The 17753-nt window shown below is 39.8% G+C and carries 13 protein-coding genes; 4 read left to right on the forward strand and 9 right to left on the reverse strand.

The genetic code is table 11. The features are described from left to right. Window positions 1-175: 175 nt before the first annotated feature. The 3 genes from AAGD16_RS17650 to AAGD16_RS17660 all read right to left on the reverse strand — a co-directional run bounded on the left by AAGD16_RS17650 (window position 176) and on the right by AAGD16_RS17660 (window position 6534). Window positions 176-2158, reverse strand: a complete 1983-nt coding sequence (locus AAGD16_RS17650) for a diguanylate cyclase domain-containing protein (RefSeq protein ID WP_377115513.1) — start codon at window positions 2156-2158, stop codon at window positions 176-178. A gap of 238 nt (window positions 2159-2396) precedes the next feature. Continuing rightward, the gene (locus tag AAGD16_RS17655) at window positions 2397-5456 is read right to left on the reverse strand and encodes an efflux RND transporter permease subunit (RefSeq protein ID WP_013463288.1); all 3060 of its coding nucleotides are present in this window, start codon (window positions 5454-5456) and stop codon (window positions 2397-2399) included. A gap of 10 nt (window positions 5457-5466) precedes the next feature. Further along, entirely contained in the window at window positions 5467-6534 is a 1068-nt protein-coding gene (locus AAGD16_RS17660; protein WP_377115517.1) for an efflux RND transporter periplasmic adaptor subunit, read from the reverse strand. A 555-nt stretch (window positions 6535-7089) separates the two neighbouring features. Here AAGD16_RS17660 and AAGD16_RS17665 point away from each other — a divergent pair. Beyond that, window positions 7090-8097: a catalase family peroxidase gene (locus AAGD16_RS17665; protein WP_013463290.1), complete on the forward strand. Its 1008-nt coding sequence runs from the start codon at window positions 7090-7092 to the stop codon at window positions 8095-8097. A 16-nt stretch (window positions 8098-8113) separates the two neighbouring features. Next, the gene (locus AAGD16_RS17670) at window positions 8114-8653 is read left to right on the forward strand and encodes a cytochrome b (RefSeq protein ID WP_024601330.1); all 540 of its coding nucleotides are present in this window, start codon (window positions 8114-8116) and stop codon (window positions 8651-8653) included. A gap of 66 nt (window positions 8654-8719) precedes the next feature. On the opposite strand, the gene AAGD16_RS17675 is transcribed toward AAGD16_RS17670, so the two are convergent. Genes AAGD16_RS17675 through hisG form a run of 6 tightly spaced genes read right to left on the reverse strand, consistent with a single transcriptional unit; the run spans window position 8720 to window position 14420 of the window. After that, on the reverse strand, window positions 8720-9445 hold the full coding sequence (locus tag AAGD16_RS17675; RefSeq protein ID WP_024601329.1) for a 1-(5-phosphoribosyl)-5-[(5-phosphoribosylamino)methylideneamino] imidazole-4-carboxamide isomerase: 726 nt from the start codon (window positions 9443-9445) through the stop codon (window positions 8720-8722). Between the two features lie 33 nt (window positions 9446-9478). Continuing rightward, window positions 9479-10069, reverse strand: coding sequence for an imidazole glycerol phosphate synthase subunit HisH (gene hisH / locus AAGD16_RS17680; protein WP_013463293.1), 591 nt, complete (start codon window positions 10067-10069; stop codon window positions 9479-9481). Beyond that, window positions 10066-11127, reverse strand: a complete 1062-nt coding sequence (gene hisB / locus AAGD16_RS17685; RefSeq protein ID WP_013463294.1) for a bifunctional histidinol-phosphatase/imidazoleglycerol-phosphate dehydratase HisB — start codon at window positions 11125-11127, stop codon at window positions 10066-10068. Before hisB ends, hisH begins: the two co-directional genes overlap by 4 nt. Continuing rightward, the gene (gene hisC / locus AAGD16_RS17690; protein WP_013463295.1) at window positions 11124-12224 is read right to left on the reverse strand and encodes a histidinol-phosphate transaminase; all 1101 of its coding nucleotides are present in this window, start codon (window positions 12222-12224) and stop codon (window positions 11124-11126) included. Before hisC ends, hisB begins: the two co-directional genes overlap by 4 nt. Further along, on the reverse strand, window positions 12214-13515 hold the full coding sequence (gene hisD, locus AAGD16_RS17695; protein WP_377115524.1) for a histidinol dehydrogenase: 1302 nt from the start codon (window positions 13513-13515) through the stop codon (window positions 12214-12216). The genes hisC and hisD overlap by 11 nt, the downstream gene beginning before the upstream one ends. 5 nt (window positions 13516-13520) lie before the next feature. Beyond that, window positions 13521-14420, reverse strand: a complete 900-nt coding sequence (gene hisG, locus AAGD16_RS17700; RefSeq protein WP_013463297.1) for an ATP phosphoribosyltransferase — start codon at window positions 14418-14420, stop codon at window positions 13521-13523. A gap of 396 nt (window positions 14421-14816) precedes the next feature. Between hisG and AAGD16_RS17705 the strand changes: the two genes are divergently transcribed. Continuing rightward, window positions 14817-15050: a hypothetical protein gene (locus tag AAGD16_RS17705; RefSeq protein ID WP_013463298.1), complete on the forward strand. Its 234-nt coding sequence runs from the start codon at window positions 14817-14819 to the stop codon at window positions 15048-15050. A gap of 496 nt (window positions 15051-15546) precedes the next feature. Further along, window positions 15547-17730: a M4 family metallopeptidase gene (locus tag AAGD16_RS17710; protein ID WP_036954771.1), complete on the forward strand. Its 2184-nt coding sequence runs from the start codon at window positions 15547-15549 to the stop codon at window positions 17728-17730. The last annotated feature ends 23 nt before the right edge of the window (window positions 17731-17753 follow it).

The following is a 17753-nucleotide window of genomic DNA, read 5'->3' on the forward strand; positions in this document are numbered from 1 at the left end:
AATAGTTAATTTAATGAATGAATCTAAATGCATTACTATGCAATGAATTCTTGGCTCCACTATATAATAAAACTTGCGCTATGTTAATGGTAAAAGCTAGAACTAAAAGTGATAATTCATTCCGGAAAAACGCGCAATCTTGAAACCGTATACTAAATTCATAAAATACTAAAAATTAGCGTGTTTCTTTAGAAAACCGATAGCAGTTTCGACCGGAATTTTTAGCCTCGTAAAGTGCTTGGTCTGCGTGTGTTTTTACTTCTAAGCTAGTATGAGCTTGTCCGTTTGTGATGGTAATTCCTATACTTATTCCGAGCGTGCGTTTTTGGTCAAATAAAACAAATGGTTTGCTAATATTTGTAATGATTCTTTGTGCTATCTCAGAGATCACGTCTTTATCATTTAACTGTGGCAAAATTGCTGCAAATTCATCTCCACCTATTCGAGCAATAATATCGTGCTTACGTAAACAGCTTTTTATGCGCGTTGCAACTTCTTTAAGTGCTTCATCGCCTGCACCATGGCCTAACTCATCATTTATTGGCTTGAAGTAATCTAAATCTAAATACATGAGGACTAATGGTGACTCATTGAACTGGGCTTTATTTAGTTCTTTATCAAGCTTATCTAAAAATATCCTACGGTTATAAAGTCCTGTTAAGCTATCTACAAACGCATAACTTTCTACTTTGGCCTCGTATTCTCGTCTGGCGATAGTGTGATTAGCAAAGGTGTAAATAACAAATATCATTAATAACATTACACCTAGATAGAGCAAAACAATCAATTTTTTTAAACTACTAAATTCGTTTTCAATCAGTGATAGAGGGACCTTATTTACTAACTTCCATTTGGGCCATTTCCCGTTGCTATTTCTCGGATTATCAAGTGTTGGTACTTGATCTAGTAAGGTCATGTGTTCAAAAATATAAATGTTGTTATCCTTTTCAATGATCCCATTTGTTTTAGTTTCCATCGCTTGCCATATATCTGGATGGATATCTTGAAAACGTTGCTGGGGTTTATTGGCAAACATAAAAGCCCATTGTTTTTGTACATCACCAAATAACCAGTAACTTTCTTCATTAAAGAGCATAATGTCACCTAGTGAGCTTTTAGAAATATTTTCTAATTGACTAAGTAAATGCACACCTCCGAGATTTATTATAAGTAAGCCAATCTTTTCATTGTTTTTGTCAACTAGCACTGAGCCTAAACGGATCATTGGTTTTAATGGCCTTTCAATTTGACCATTTTCAATATTTAAATCTAATGGAGATATAAAAATATCATCAGGGCTGAGCTTTATCCCGCGTTTATAGTAGTATCGATCGCTTTTATCTTGAAGCTTGTCTGGAGGTACGATAACGGTACTGTTATTTTCTCTTTGCACCCTTATTAACTCTTGGCCTTTTAAGCTAAGAATTCTTATTTGGGTGTAATAATTTTTTATGGTGATAAAATTAAAATAGTCCTGTTCTAATAGTGTTTTGTTTTCATTACTAAAAAAACGCTGTTCCTTAAAGTGGTGATTATTTTTAAGAATTAACAGATCACGAGATGCATGATTAAGTTGTTGTAAAAACGAATATTTAGCTTGTTTTAACTCATTTTTCTCTTTTTGAATAACAGAACCTATACGCGTTTGTATTTGGTTTTCGTAAAACATATACAAGGCAATATATAAAATAATTGCAGAGCAAAAATAGGTCAGTAGGCTAGTAAATATGGTTGTGTTTAGCTTTTGCGAATTTTGCTCTTGTAAGGGCAAGAAGGCAGGTTTAATAATGGAAAAGTAAATTATAGGCACACTCAGACTACTGAGTATTAAGCTATCAATTGCTATGACTTGCCATTGCTGTAGAACAAATTCGTCAAAATTAAAGGCAAACATAACTAAAGCCTCAATCGTAAAAACGATCATAGCTATTTTAAATGTTAGGAATTCGGTTCTCGATTGTTGGTTTTTTACAAAGTCACTATCATTAAATAAGTAGTGAATAGTAATAATAGCAATGAATGAGATAAGGCTGGCATCTAATATTACAGAAAACCAGATGCCTGTATATTTCGTAACAAATGATGCCAATAACATCATAATAATGGCTTCACTTAACGCCAGTGATATAAATAGAATAAGTAAGCGTTGTAATGGCATATAAAGTTTCCGAGCCAATTATTATTGAATAACAAAAGCGACTAAATTTAATATAGGGCGGACAGTAGAATTGTTATCGTTAATTTAAAAATACTGCTGTTTGATATTAATATAATAATTAGAAAGTGCGTTTATTGCCATTATGGTTGTGCGTTTATTCTGTAATTTTTGACTAAAGTAGGGTGAATCTTGATCAAAGTGTTCATAACATTTGACCAAGATTCAGTGTGATCAACAATTAACTATGTATATGTTCATCTGTTTTTACGTTCATAAATATCGCGTAGAGTACGGGGATCACAATTAAAGTCAGTAGGGTGGCAAACAGTAACCCAAACACCAGTACCACTGACATCGATTGGAAAAACGCATCAAAGTATAGTGGTATTACCCCTAGTACGGTGGTGAGTGTGCCCATCATTACTGGTCTTACCCGACTATTTGCCGAATCGATAATGGCCTCATAGCGTGGTTTTCCTTGGCGTATTTCCATATCCATCTGATCCACTAATACAATGGCATTTTTAATCAATAAACCAGAGAGCGACAGTAATCCTAATATACCCATAAACTCTAATGGGATTTGTGTAGTAACCAGCCCAAAAACAACACCAATTAAGGCTAATGGCACCACAAGCCAAATAATAATAGGTTGTTTTAATGCGTTAAATAACACAATAACAATGAGTACCATGGCTAAAAAACCCAGTGGAATAGTTGAGGCCAGCATTTCGTTAGACTCTTTCGATTGACCATATTCGCCATCCCATTCTAGGCGGTAGCCTTGTGGTAGTTCAATGGCTTCTATTTTTGGTTTTACTCTATTAAATAACTCAGAAGCAAGCTCCCCTGGCAGTGGATCGGCTTGGGCTTTTATGGTCCATTCACGGTCTTCACGTTTTAATATGCCGTCGCGCCATACGGTTTTAAAGCCATTGGTGACTTGAGCAAGAGGCAGTGTTTCACCGGTGATATTGCTTTGCACTTGAATGTTACCAATGTCGTTTATGTCTACGCGTTCTTTTTGTGGCGCTCTGACGATAATAGGAATGAGCTCTTCGCCTTCACGATACTGCCCAACCACTTGCCCTGAAAAGTTTTGTTGCAGTGCTTCAGCAACAGCTTTGCGCGTTACACCTGCGCGCTGTGCATTAATGGCTGAGTACTGTGGCTCAATAACACTAATGCGTTGTCGCCAGGTGTCTTTAATTGATAACGCACCGCCATCATCAATTAATATGGCTTTTGCTTTTGCTGCCAGCTCTCTTAATACACTCGGATCGGGGCCTTTAAATGTGGCTTCTATTTTAGAGCCACCACCTGGGCCCATTACAAAGCGCCATACTTTGCCTTGCGCATCCACAAAGTTATTATCGATGTAGTTTTGTACCCTAGGTAAGAGTTGATCTAGTTTTTTATAGTCATCGACTTTAGCTAAAATTTGCCCGTAAGAACTGTTGGGTGATTCGCTGCCATAAATAAGCATGTAACGTAATCCGCCACCGCCAATAAGCGTTTGTATGCCTTCAACGCCGTTTTGTTGTTTTACAAACGCTTCCAGTTTGAGCATGTCTTTTTTGGTTTTTTCAATATCGGTGCCTTGTGGTAACCAAAAATCAACCACCATTTGCGGCGTGGTGGAAGCTGGGAAAAACCCTGATTTTACAAATTGAAAACCCCACATAGACACACTAAACATGGCAACCACAACAGTAACCGTTAACCAGCGATGATGAAGTGCCGACACTACAACCGATTGATACAGTGCCATGAGCTTATTAGGTTTTGCTGAACCGGAGGTATCGCCATCTTGTTCTTTAAACAAGCAATAACAAAACAGGGGAGTTAGGGTAATGGCAAATAACCAGCTGTATAACAAAGAGATTAAAATAACCCAAAATAAATGGCCGGTAAATTCAGCGGTATCGCCCGGTGCGAGGCCAATAGGTGCAAAGGCAACAATGCCGACTAATGTACCGCCAAGTAGTGGCCATTTAGTTTGTTTTACAACTTCACTGGCAATGTCTAACTTTTTACGCCCTTGTTGTGTGCCTACCAAAATTCCTTCTGTCACCACAATCGCATTATCAACCATCATACCGAGGGCAATAATAAGCGCACCTAAGGAAATACGGTGCATGGGTATACCGCTAAAGTCCATGGTAGCAAGTGTCGCAAAAATAGTTAGCAGTAATACGGCGCCAATAATAATCCCAGAGCGCAACCCCATAAATAGCAGTAGCGTGACCATGACAATCACCAGCGCGACTAATACATTAACCACAAAGTTATCGACTGAGTCTTGTACCACTTTTCCTTGGTGGTAAAACTCATGCACGCTGATGCCAAGCGGTCTGAGGTTTTCAGTTTGCTTTACTTTATCATCAACGCGGTCAAACACTTTTACCACATTAGCGCCTAATACACTGGCAACCCCCAGGGATATGGCAGGCTTAGAGTTGTAGCGCACTAACTTGGTTGCTGGGCTTTGAAAACCGCGGTATACATTGGCAATATCTTTTAGGTAAATTGTTTTACCTTTAGCGCTGGCACTTACCAGTAGGTTTTTAATGGTATCAACGGAGTTTAATTCGCCGGTGGGATCAATAAAAATACGTTGATCGCCAATTTGGGTATTACCTGCACTCAATACGGCGTTTTGTTCATCCAAAATACCGTAAATGTTATTGATAGATACACCTAAAGAGGCTAACTCTTCTCGAGCAATTTCTACAAATATTCCCTCTTGTTGTACGCCCGTCATGGCAACTTTCGCTACACCGTCTACTTGTAAAATGTCACTTTGTAGCGTTTTAGCATAGGCATGCAGTTCATCGGGGGAGTAACCTTCGGCAGTAATTAAATAACTTAAGCCATATACATCGCCATAATCATCAAACACTTTGGGGGTCCCTGTACCAGGAGGAAGTGTTGGGCGAGTATCGTTAATTTTGTTTCTGAGTTTAGTCCAAATAACTTGTAGCTCAGATTTGGTTGGCGAAAATTCTGATTTAATTTCTACTTTAATTTCAGATAAGCCCGTTGATGAGGTCGACGATATAGTATCGACTTCTTGTAACTCTTGAATGGCACGCTCAAGCGGCTCGGTCACTTCTTTAGCAACCTCAAGCGGGCTCGCGCCTGAATAAGAAACAAATACTTGCGCGGTGCGAATTATAAATTCGGGATCTTCAAACCGAGCCATGTTTTTGTATGACGAAAAACCAAAGCCAAGCGTTAAAATGATGAGTATAGTGCTAATTAATTTATTATTTATTGTCCACTTTGCTAAATCCATGACTGCGCTCCTATGCTTTAGTCCAAGGACGTACTTTCATACCCTCAGTCACATAGTTTGCACCTGCACCTACAATCACATCACCTGCTTTTAAGCCCTCAGTAATAATCAGTTGTTCGCCAATACCTTGCTCAATAGCAACGAGTGTTTTTGATACTTGCATTGTTTGTTGGTCAACAGTCCATACGAAATGCTGGCCGTTTTCTTCAAAAATAGCAAAGGTAGGGACAGCCAGTCGTGTTGCGTTTGAACTTGTTTGACGTTCTATTTTTAGGCTGGCATTCATGCCAGGTAATATATTAAGGTTATTGGGTAAAGCAAACGAAAAGCGTACTTCATAGGTTTGACTGGCTGAGTCGGCTTCTAAATTCGCACGTCTAAATGTGGCAGGGATAGGCGCAGCCGATACATCTTGTAAAATAACAGTCGCTACATTGTTTTGTTTAGAATCTACCGTGGCCACAATAGACGCGGGAATATTTACAACCGCTTCCATTTCACCTTTACCAAATAGGGTAACTACATGTTGCCCAGCACTGATGTTTTCAAGCTGCTTTACTGGAACTTCTGCAACAATGGCATCGTAAGGCGCTATGATTTTACTGTCAGATAATGCCTTTTGCGCTGAGTCATATTGTGATTCGGCCACTTCTTTTTTAGATTTTAGTTGCTCTATATCTCGCTGTGAAATAACACCGTCTTTTGCAAGCTTTAAACCACGTTGATAATCATTGTTGGCCGTTTCAAACTGTATTTTGCTCGACTTAACCTCATTAACAAAGTTTCGTTGCTCTAATGCGGCTATTACGTCTCCTTTTTTTACGTTTTGCGCAGCAATAACGTTGAGCTTTTCAAGTTTACCACTGACCTGAAAGGCCAGTTTTGAGCTGTTTATTGTATCTATAGTGGCAGGATAGGTGAGTGTTTTTGATTGAGAGCCATCATCAATGGTTATTAACTTAACAGGGCGTGGCTTGTTTTGCTTTTGAGTGCTGACTTCGCTATCTGAACAACCGGCTAACAACAGTAGCGCAATACTAATAAAATTAAATTTAGTAAAACATGGTTTATTGATCATCTTGCTTACCTTAAATAAAAAGTGCGGTGTTAATCGTTGGCATTTTTGTGTGGTTCAAAATTATAAAATGCGTAAATGTGTTTATTTTCGAATTTACCTGTACTGCTGTTTATTAAGCTATAACTACTTACTACTTGAAAAAAGCAGTAGATAACGAGTTAGTAATAAATAATATTTTAATTTCAACAGTTTATTATTGCTGTACGGTTTTGTTTTAATTTGTGTGATTTTGTAGAACGTAATAAATCAGTACCCTAATGCTTGCTTTGTATCAACATTAGTATAATTAACAATCGGCTTTTTTAAAGCGCAGCTCATAAAGATTATATTTTTGGAATTTAAAATACTTAAAGTGCGGTTTTTATTAATTAAATTGAAATATTAATTGCTTGGGGTCGGTCTTGTGAGTGTCGTGTCGGTATAACTAAATAAAAGCTATCCGATCTAAAGCATATCTCAGTAATGGTTAGCCATTAATTTAAAGACGTAATTAAAACTATGAAAAATTCCAAACATAATCATCATGAAAATAATCATACGAGGTCTAATCCTACCATGAGTAAAAAAATCACCTTAATTGCAATAATCACTTTATTTGCACTGACGATTTTATATTTTACCGGCGCTTTTAACAGCGATGCGGTTACTGCGCAGCGTTTTGTTAATTTACAACAAGGTGATCAAGCCCATGCGGGTTTTCGTCGAGCCCATGCAAAAGGTATTTGTTTAGCGGGGTCGTTTGAGTCTACCGGTGAGCTTGCTAAATATTCGCAAGCAAAGGTATTTGATTTAGGGGCCACTCCTTTTGTTGGCCGTTTTTCTATTGCGGGCAATAACCCAACCGCGCCTGATTTAAAAGCACCGGTGCGCAGTTTAGCGTTTTCTATAACTACCGATGATAACCAAGAATGGCGCGTAGCAATGAACACGCCTCCAGTTATGGCTGTAGCGACGCCAGATGCGTTCTTTAAACAGTTACAAGCGCTATCCCCTGATCCGGTAACTAAAAAACGCAGTCCTGAAAAAATTAAAGCCTTTTTTGCCGCACACCCTGAAAGTGCCGCATTTAATAACTGGAAAGCAAGTTATAAACCAACCAGCAGTTTTGCCACTGAGCAATACCACAGTATTAATGCCTTTTATTTGGTTGATGAAAATAATAAAAAGCACGCCGTACGTTGGATAGCTAAACCACAATTAAGTGATGAAAACATTCAACCACTTAATAATGATTCAGCCGATGCATTGCAGCTACAACTTAAAGATCAAGTTGCTCAAGCCCCCGTTAAATTCGACATGCTGTTTAGCTTTGCAACCGAAGAGGATGATGAAAATAACCCAACTGTTTTATGGCCTCAATCACGTAAAACCATAAATGCCGGTACGTTAGTTATCTCAAGGCTTCAGGCGCAAGAAGGAGGCGTGTGTGCTGATATGAACTTTGATCCCTTGGTACTTCCTACAGGGATAGAGCCAAGCGCCGATCCTATATTACGTGCCCGTGGCGCGGCTTATGCTGAGTCATTTCGTCGTCGTGCTAAAGAAGTACTTTTAAATAATTAATAACAGGAAATATCGAATGAAAACAATTAATAAATACTCAGCGTCGAGTATGCTTATTCACTGGGCGATGGCGTTAATCATACTTTCTATGTTATTTCTTGGTTTGTCGATGGTACAAAGTTTAGCGGTTTGGCAAGTAGAGGCCATTGCGCTGCATAAGTCATTTGGTATTTTAGCGTTAGTGTTAGTTGCTATTAGATTAATCAATAAAGTCGTCACCACCAGTCCTGCATTACCACCGAGTGTGCCTAAGGCTCAAGCACTAGCCGCGCATTTAACCCAAGTGGGTTTATATGCATCTATGATTTTAATGCCGATTTCTGGTTGGTTAATGCAAAGCGCTGATGGCCGTCATGTGAGCTTTTTTGGTTTATTTACTTTGCCCAGCTTAGTTAGTAAAGATATTGAAACGTATGCTTTTTTCCGTGAAGCACATGGTTTAATTGCTTACGCATTTTTATTGTTTATCTTTATGCATGTTAGTGCCGCGCTTTATCATGGTTTAATAAAGCAAGATGGCGTATTAGGCTCTATGTTACCTGGTAAGCATAAATAAACTAATAGTTTTATACAAAAAAGGCACAGATGCGCTCGCACCTGTGCCTTTTTTAGAGCTATATTTTTAGCTTAATTTAAGCGCGTCTTCTACGCTAAAAGCACCATCTAATAAAGACTTGCCTAAAATTACGCCGCCAACACCAAGTTCATTTAGCTTTTTAATATCATCTAATGAACTTACCCCACCCGACGCTTGTACTTTAATATCTGCATTATGATTAATTAAATCTTCATAAAGCGCAAAAGAGGGGCCGGTCATGGTGCCGTCCTTACTGATGTCCGTGCATAAAAAATCAATAATGCCCAGCTCTACATAAAAATCAATAAGTTCAAATAGCCCAAACTCAGATTCATTTAACCAACCATGGGTTGCTGGCGCCCAGCCGGACTCTGTTTTATTAACATCAAGGGCAATTACAAAGTGCTCAGCGCCAAATTGCTCAATCCAAGCTTTAACCTGTTCACGCTTTTCAACTGCCATTGAACCAATAACCACTTGGTTTGCACCGGCTTTTAACCAATCGCTCACATCTTGCTCTGAACGAATACCCCCACCCACTTGATAGGGCACATTCAGTGCTTTTGTGGCTGCTTGAATATGTTGCCATTGTTTTTTACTGGGATCGCGTGCCCCTTCTAAATCAACAAGGTGCAGTTTACCCGCGCCGCTGTCAGCGTATTCTTTCAGGCGAGCGCCAAGTTCAAAGGGGTAAAACTGTGCGGTATCATATTTACCTTGATACAAACGTACAATTTGATTTTGTAATACGTCTAATGCTGGAATAATCACTGTGTATCTCTTTTATTATTTATTAACAGTCGCTTATAACTGCCAATCTAGAAAGTTTTGTAATAAACGAGTGCCTACTTTAGCACTTCGCTCTGGGTGAAATTGCATACCGGCATAATTATCTTTGGCAACAATGGCTGAAAAAGTTTGCCCGTATTCACTACTGACTAAAGTGGCATCGTTAACGGTATGCGCAAAGCTGTGCACATAATAAACCTGATCGTCTTTATGCAGCCCTTTGGTTAGTGGGTGCGCTTGTTGTATAGATAAGTTATTCCACCCCATATGCGGTGACGTTAAACTACCTACATCCAGTGCTTTTACTTGGCCGGGTATTTTACCTAAGCATTGCACGTTACCTTCTTCGGTGCTTTCGCACAGCAGTTGCATCCCCAGGCAAATTCCCATTAGCGGGCGCTGATATTCGTTAATGGCTTGCTGCCAACCATTATCGACTAGGCGCTTCATAGCCACAGATGCATGGCCAACACCAGGCAAAATAGCGCGCTCATAGCCTGCTAATTGTTCTGGCGAGGTAATAACGGTAGGGGTTTTACCTAAACGCTCAAATGCAAAGCGTACCGAGTTGATATTGGCACAACCGGTATTAATTATCGCTATCATAAACACCCCTTAGAGCTGGCTGTTTGTTGACTAGTATCTTGTGCAATTGCCATACGCAGAGCACGAGAAAATGCTTTAAACAAGCCCTCTACTTGGTGATGACAGTTACCGTCACTTACCGACAAAATAAGGCTAATTGCAGCGTTATCACTTAAGCTTTTGAAAAAATGCTCTACCATTTGTACGTCTAAATCACCGGCTTTTTCGCGGCTAAAGTTTGCGTTTAACACAAATGAAGCACGTCCAGATAAGTCAATTTGCGCTTCGGCTTTACATTCATCCATAGGCAATGCAAAACCATAACGCGCAATTTGAGATTTTGTGCCAAGTGCTTGTTTAAGAGCAACCCCTAAGGCAATACCAATGTCTTCAACAAGGTGATGCTCGTCTATGTGTAAATCGCCTTTGGCTTTAATGTTTAAGCCAATGTTTGCGTGGGTGCGTATTTGATCCAGCATGTGATCAAAAAAGCCAAGGCCGGTGTCTATGCTACCGTTTTTAGTTTGATCAAGATTAACCGCTACATCAATTTGTGTTTCTTTGGTATTGCGTGTAACACGGCCTTCACGGTTTGCCGTTGTAAGCTTAGTAACAATAGCAGGCCAGCTACCATCGTATAAAATACCTTCACAACATAAGTTTTGCGCAAGACCAATATCTGTTTGGCGGTCGCCAATTACAAAAGAGCGCGCTAAATCTACGTTGCCAGAGCGCATAAGCTCGGTCAGTAAGCCTGTTTTTGGCTTACGGCAATCGCAGTTTTGTTCATCAAAGTGTGGGCAAATGAGTACATCTTCAAAGTTAATCCCTTGGCTGTTGAGTATGTCCATCATTTTGTCTTGGGCTATGTCAAAATCCGCAGTAGGGAAACTGTCAGTGCCTAAACCATCTTGATTAGATACCATCACTAAGCGATAGCCTGCTGCTTGCAGTTGCAATAATGCCGGAATAACACCAGGTAAAAAAGCCAACTTTTCAAGGCTATCTACCTGTTTGTCGGTGATTGGCTCTTCAATAATGGTGCCGTCACGGTCTATAAATAAATAGGGATTACTCATGATACTTCCTGTTGTGATAGGGCTGTTGGGGTGGTTAAACCATCGAGCCAAATTTTTACTTGTTCTAATTCTTGTTCGCTACCAATTGAAATGCGTAGCCAGTCGTCTTCACCGTATAAGGTAAATGCTCGCATGACTAAGCCTTGTTCAAGGGCAACTTTAAAGCTGTTTTTATCGGCCAATTTTAAGGTAACAAAGTTGCCTTCACCAGTGAGAATTTTTAATACAGCAGGGGAGGCGTTTAACCACTCTATTAGCTTTAATTTTAAGCTGTTTAAAATGCTCACTTGGCGACGCATAGAGGTAATGGCATCAGGGGCAATGGCTTGCGCTGCAATACTCGCTACCACGCTCGATACCGGATACGGTGCAATGACTTTACGAATGGGCGCAAGTACACTGGCTTGAGCGAGGGTAAACCCGGTTCGCAGGCCTGCCAACGCAAACGCTTTTGACAGTGTACGTAGCACTACAATATTACTAAACTCGTTTATAAGTTGTGTTGCACTTTGCTCTGGGCAAAACTCAATATAGGCTTCATCAACAATCACCAATGCTTTACCTGCAAGCGCAGTGGCAATGGCTTTTACTTTATCTAGCGGCGTTAAACTACCTGTTGGGTTATTTGGATTACAAATAAACACCAGTTTTGAGCTACCGACCGCAGTGACAATATCATCAACATTGGCTGTTAATAATAACTCTTGAGTAAGCGCGTTAATAGCCACATTGTGCGTATCAGCAGTGACTTTATACATACCGTAGGTAGGCAAAAACAGCGCAATACTGTCCTTAGCTGGCTGGCAATACGTGCGTACTAAAAGCTCAATGCCTTCATCTGCACCTCGCGTCATAAGGACATTGTCGCTTTTAAGCTCGGTATAAGCTGCATAGCGATCAATAACCAATTGTGGCTGAGGGTCGGGGTAGCGATTTAAATCTTCAATACTCAACTCAAGGTTTTTAGCATATGGGCTTTCGTTGGCATTGAGCCACGTTGTGCCTGTTAACTTTTCACTTTTAGCCGAGCTGTAAGCAGCAAGCGCTTTAATATTCTCGGGTAATAAGCTGGTTGCTTGGGCGCTCTCATTGCTCATTGTTTATTGCCTCTAAACGAATTGAAACCGCATTAGCGTGGGCATCAAGGCCTTCTGCGTCTGCCAGTGGTAAAATAGCTTTTGAAAGCTCTGTTAAGCCACTTTTACTAATAGTTTGTACTGTGTATGTGCGGAAAAAATCAAGCAAGTTTAAGCTTGAGTATGTCGCGCTATAACCGTAAGTAGGTAATACGTGGTTAGTACCCGATGCATAATCGCCAGCCGATTCTGGTGTGTAGTCGCCAACAAATACTGAACCTGCATTTTTAACCGCATCAAGGTACGGGCTTGCATCTGCCAGCTGTAAAATTAAGTGCTCTGGCCCATATTGCGCTGATACATCAAATGCTTGCGCTATTGAATCCACTAAAATAAGTGACGAATTGGCCAACGCTTGTTCAGCGGTGTCTTTTCGGCTTAAGTTAGCTAATTGACGAGTAAGCGCGTCTTGTGTTTGTTTAATAATAGTTTCGCTGTTACACAATAAAATAACTTGCGAGTCGGCGCCATGCTCTGCTTGTGAGAGTAAATCGGCCGCAATAAACTCTGGATTTGCTCGTTCATCTGCTATCACTAATACTTCAGATGGACCTGCTGGCATATCAATCGCCATTCCTGGAATTGTTTGTGCAACTAACTGCTTTGCCATAGTCACAAAGCTATTACCTGGGCCAAAAATTTTATTCACTTTAGGTACTGATTCAGTGCCGTAGGCCATTGCAGCAATCGCGCCTGCACCACCGCTTTCAATAATAGTGGTGATACCACATAATTTAGCAGCATATAAAATAGCAGGATTTATTGCTTTATCGCCTTGTACTGGGGTAGTGAGTACCACGGTTTTTGCACCGCTTAACTGCGCCAATACACCTTGCATTATAACTGACGATGGCAATGGGGCACTGCCCCCAGGGACATAAATACCGACCGCTTCGATGGCTTGATATTTCAGTTCACATTCAACGCCCGGTTGAGTCGATAACTTAATATCTTTAGGCAGTTGCGCTTGGTGAAAACATTTTACATTTGCATAAGCGGTATCAATTGCATACTTAAGCTCAGGGCTTAGCATTTTCTCAGCGGCATTAATTTCATCAAGTGGAACACGTAAACGCGGCTCAGCTCGGTTATCAAACTCTTTTGCTAACGCCAGTAATGCAGCATCGCCTTGCGCATTTACTTTTGCCAAAATAGTTTGGCAAATACTTTCTACTTTTTCACTCGCTGATACAGCAGGGCGCATCAGCGCCGCTGCTTGAACATGTGATGATTCTTCATTCCAACGAAGCATGGCTGTTACTCCATCATTTTTTCAATTGGCATAACTAAAATAGAATTCGCGCCGAGTGCTTTAAGTTGCTCCATGGTTTCCCAAAATAACGTTTCGCTACTTACCATGTGCAATGCTACATATTCGTCAGATCCTGCTAGTGCAAGTAATGTAGGTTGACCAGAACCAGGCAGGATTTCACAAATTTCATCCAGCTTGTCTTTTGGTGCGTGTAGCATGATGTATTTGCTTTCTTTGGCTTGCTTAACACCACGCAAACGCGGCATCAATTTATTGATAAGCGCGAGTTTGTCAGCATCTTGCAGTTGGGTGTTTTGAATTAAACAAGCGTTTGACTCTAAAATTGTATCACCCTGCATTAAGCCATTAGCTTCAAGGGTTGCACCTGTTGAGACCAAATCACAAATGGCATCAGCAAGACCAGCACGCGGCGCCACTTCAACAGAGCCTGTGAGCATAACAGTGCTGGCGTTGATGCCTTCACGTTTTAAATATTGGCTTAAAATTTCAGGGTAGGTGGTTGCAATACGTTTGCCTTCAAACCAGCTTTTGTCTTGCTTACCTAGTTCTTGTGGCCATGCAAGTGCAAGACGACAGTAACCAAAATCTAATTTTGATAATTTAGTTACTTCGCTTGGAACGCCTTGGCGCTCTCTTTCTGCTTGTACTTCAACTAAAACGTTTTCGCCAACAATACCTAAGTCACATACACCGTCCATAACTAAACCTGGAATATCGTCATCGCGTACACGTAAAACGTCAATTGGCATGTTGGTTGAGTGTGCTATAAGGCGCTGCTCGCGAAGGTTGAGTTTTACACCCAGTTGCTTAAGCAGATCTTGACAATCTTTAGATAGGCGGCCGCCTTTTTGGATGGCGATACGAAGACGATTACTATTATTCATTACTCATTTTCCTTTAATTTTAAAACTAAAAACCCCGAGGGAAACCTCAGGGCGAAAATGAATCTTGGTATGTTGATTCGCCAGAGGTTTCCTTTTAGGAACAACCTCTCAGCGAAAGACCTGACAGGTTATTCCGATGAATGATGGTGGTGATGTACTGCTGTCAGAGTGTTGCGCATTTTTTATCCTGTTTAGCTATTCGTTATTATGTTAACGCTTAGCTGTTGCTTGTTTAATAAATTTCGCATTTATAAAAACACATAAACCAATAGCATGGCAAGAAAAATTTTCTTAAATTAAAGAATACCTTATAACTGTCGATAATAACTAAAGGTTTGCTTTATTTATCAACAGTTTTATAGTGATTAAATTACATTCAATTCAATGGAGGCACGCATGGATATAATGATCCCTTATTTAGGGCCTATTACGCGTTTAACGCTTGAATCTAAAGGGGCTTTTCATATTGCTGGGGTTCAACAAAGTGCCAGTGCCAAAAAAGTCGAGTTAGAAGAGCGTAAAAAAAGAGAAGTAGAAAAGCAACATAAGCTGGCGTTTGACGAAAATAAATCGCGCAATAAAACCGCTGAAGAAGATGACGACAAACCCCATTTAGATACATGGGCTTAGTACAAGTGATTGGCGATACCGTTATTGCCTCAAGTTAAAATCGCCCTCAATAAAAGCAAATTTGTTTAAACATAGCAAATAGTGGTGCATGGCTATGAACTGCGTGTTTTTAAAACTACTCCCTACCCATTTAAAATAGATTACCCCTCTTTTAAAGCTCAACAGGTAAAGTCTTTTCCTTGCAACTACATGCTCATTGAGCAGTCGATTAGTGATTAACAATAAAGCGTGTGATTTTAAAATCTAATGCTTTTTGCTGGCTGTTTTATGTAAATATATGTATACGAAATGTTGTTTCTGGACTTCATTAGTTAAAACAGTAGTTTTTAAATCATTGTAAAATAATAGATTAATTTCCGAGCTAATACTTTAATTGTAAATTAAATGTTTAATTTTCGTTATTTAAGTTTGTAACCTACTCTGATCCTTAATCGGGTACAAGGTGTGCCGATTAATACAAATATATTAAAAACTTAAACTTTAACGGAGCGTAAACGTGAATTTATCTAAAATCACAATAGCAACTTTTGCTGCTTTAACTTTGGTTCAAGCAACAAATGCAGTAGCTGCGAATAAGAAATACCTAAATCAACAACCGACAATTAATAATATGGTGCAATCAAACTCTGCTTCCTTATTATCAGTAAGTCCAAATCAGTTGATTGGGTTGAGTGTAGGGAACGAATTAGTTGTATTAAAAGAATTTACTAGCAATAACGGAGAAGTAACCCGCCGCTATCAACAAACGTATCAGGGCATTCCTGTCATTGGTGATACGGTCAGCTTAACATTTAATAATGGGATGCTTAAAAAAGCCCATGGTGCAGCTGTTTATAATATTGATGAAGATTTATCTGATGTATCGGCTAAATTGACAAAAAAAGATGCGATTTTAAAAGGGTCTAAAACGGGTATAGCTGCAAAATCAGTAGGCTTAAAAAAACATAATGAGCAATCCAGACTTGCTATCTGGGTTGACGATCAAAATAAGGCGCATTTAGTTTATGAAGTGTCTTATGTTACTTATGGCAAGTCACCATCAAGGCCATACCTGATCATTGATGCTAATACCGGTGAGGTCTTGCTTAGTTACGATAACCTGCAACATGCCAATGCAACAGGCCCTGGCGGTAATCTAAAAACAGGCAAGTATTTATATGGAACTGATTTTGACAGCCTAGATGTTAGTCAATCAGGTAATACTTGTAGCATGAATAACGCAAATGTTCGCACTATTAATTTAAATGGCGGAACAAGTGGCTCTTCTGCGTATTCATTTACATGTCCTGAAAATACGTTTAAAGAAATTAACGGTGCTTATTCACCGCTAAACGATGCTCATTTTTTTGGTAACGTTATTTTTAATATGTATAACGATTGGTTAGGGACTGCGCCTTTGAGTTTTCAGTTACAAATGCGGGTTCATTACTCAAGTAACTATGAAAATGCGTTTTGGGATGGCAGTGCAATGACCTTTGGTGATGGCCAAAATACGTTTTATCCATTGGTAAGTTTAGATGTATCTGCACATGAAGTTAGCCATGGCTTTACTGAGCAAAATTCAGGCTTAATTTATAATGGTAAACCAGGCGGGTTAAACGAAGCATTTTCGGATATGGCTGGTGAAGCCGCTGAATTTTATATGAAAGGTAGCAACGATTGGCTAGTCGGAAAGGATATTTTTAAAGGTAATGGTGCACTGCGTTACATGAATAACCCTACCCAAGATGGCCGTTCAATAGATAACCAAAGTAACTATTATTCAGGTATGGACGTGCATTATAGTTCAGGTGTTTATAACAAGGCATTTTATAATTTAGCAACCACGCCTGGTTGGGATACGCAAAAAGCCTTTATCGTAATGGCACGTGCTAACCAACTATATTGGAGTGCGGGTGTAGGCTGGGATTTAGCCGGTAACGGTGTGATGGATGCTGCGTGTGATTTAAATTATGACCCTAATGATGTAAAAGCCGCTTTGGCTGCGGTAGGTGTTAATTCAAATCTTAGTTCAGGTAGTGATTGTGCTACACCACCACCACCGACTGACGATGAAGTGTTAACCAATGGGGTAACCCGTACGGGTATTAGCGGCGCAGAAAAAGAGCAACTATTCTTTACTTTGGAAGTCCCTGACGGCGCAACAAATCTTCAATTTAATACAATGGGTGGCTCAGGTGATGCAGACCTATATGTTAAATTTGCTAGTAGACCAAGCTTAAATAACTATGATTGCAATAGCACAACATCTACCAGTACAGAAAGCTGCAACATAAGTAATGCACAAGCAGGAACTTACTATGTAATGGTTGAAGCATGGAGTGCGATATCTGGTGTATTGCTAACGGGAAGCTACTCTGATGGGAATGGTGGTGTGACGCCAATTAATAGAACTGAGTCTAATATTAATGTGACTACTAATAACTGGAGCCGCTTTACTCAAGATTTATCAGAAGGGTATAGCACTTTAAATATTAGTATTGCCGGTGGTAATGGTGATGCTGATCTTTATGTAAACTTTGGCTCGCCTTCAAGTACGTCTTCATACTTATGTAGACCCTACAAAAATGGTAATAATGAAGAATGTACATTTGATAACCCACAAGCAGGTACTTGGTACATTGATTTAAGAGGTTACAGCTTAGCAAGCGGCGTAACACTCAACGTAACGGCTAATTAGGCATACATATCAAAAGGGGCTTT

The sequence above is a fragment of the Pseudoalteromonas sp. M58 genome, from assembly GCF_042604605.1.
In the GTDB taxonomy this organism is placed as follows: Bacteria; Pseudomonadota; Gammaproteobacteria; order Enterobacterales; family Alteromonadaceae; genus Pseudoalteromonas; species Pseudoalteromonas tetraodonis.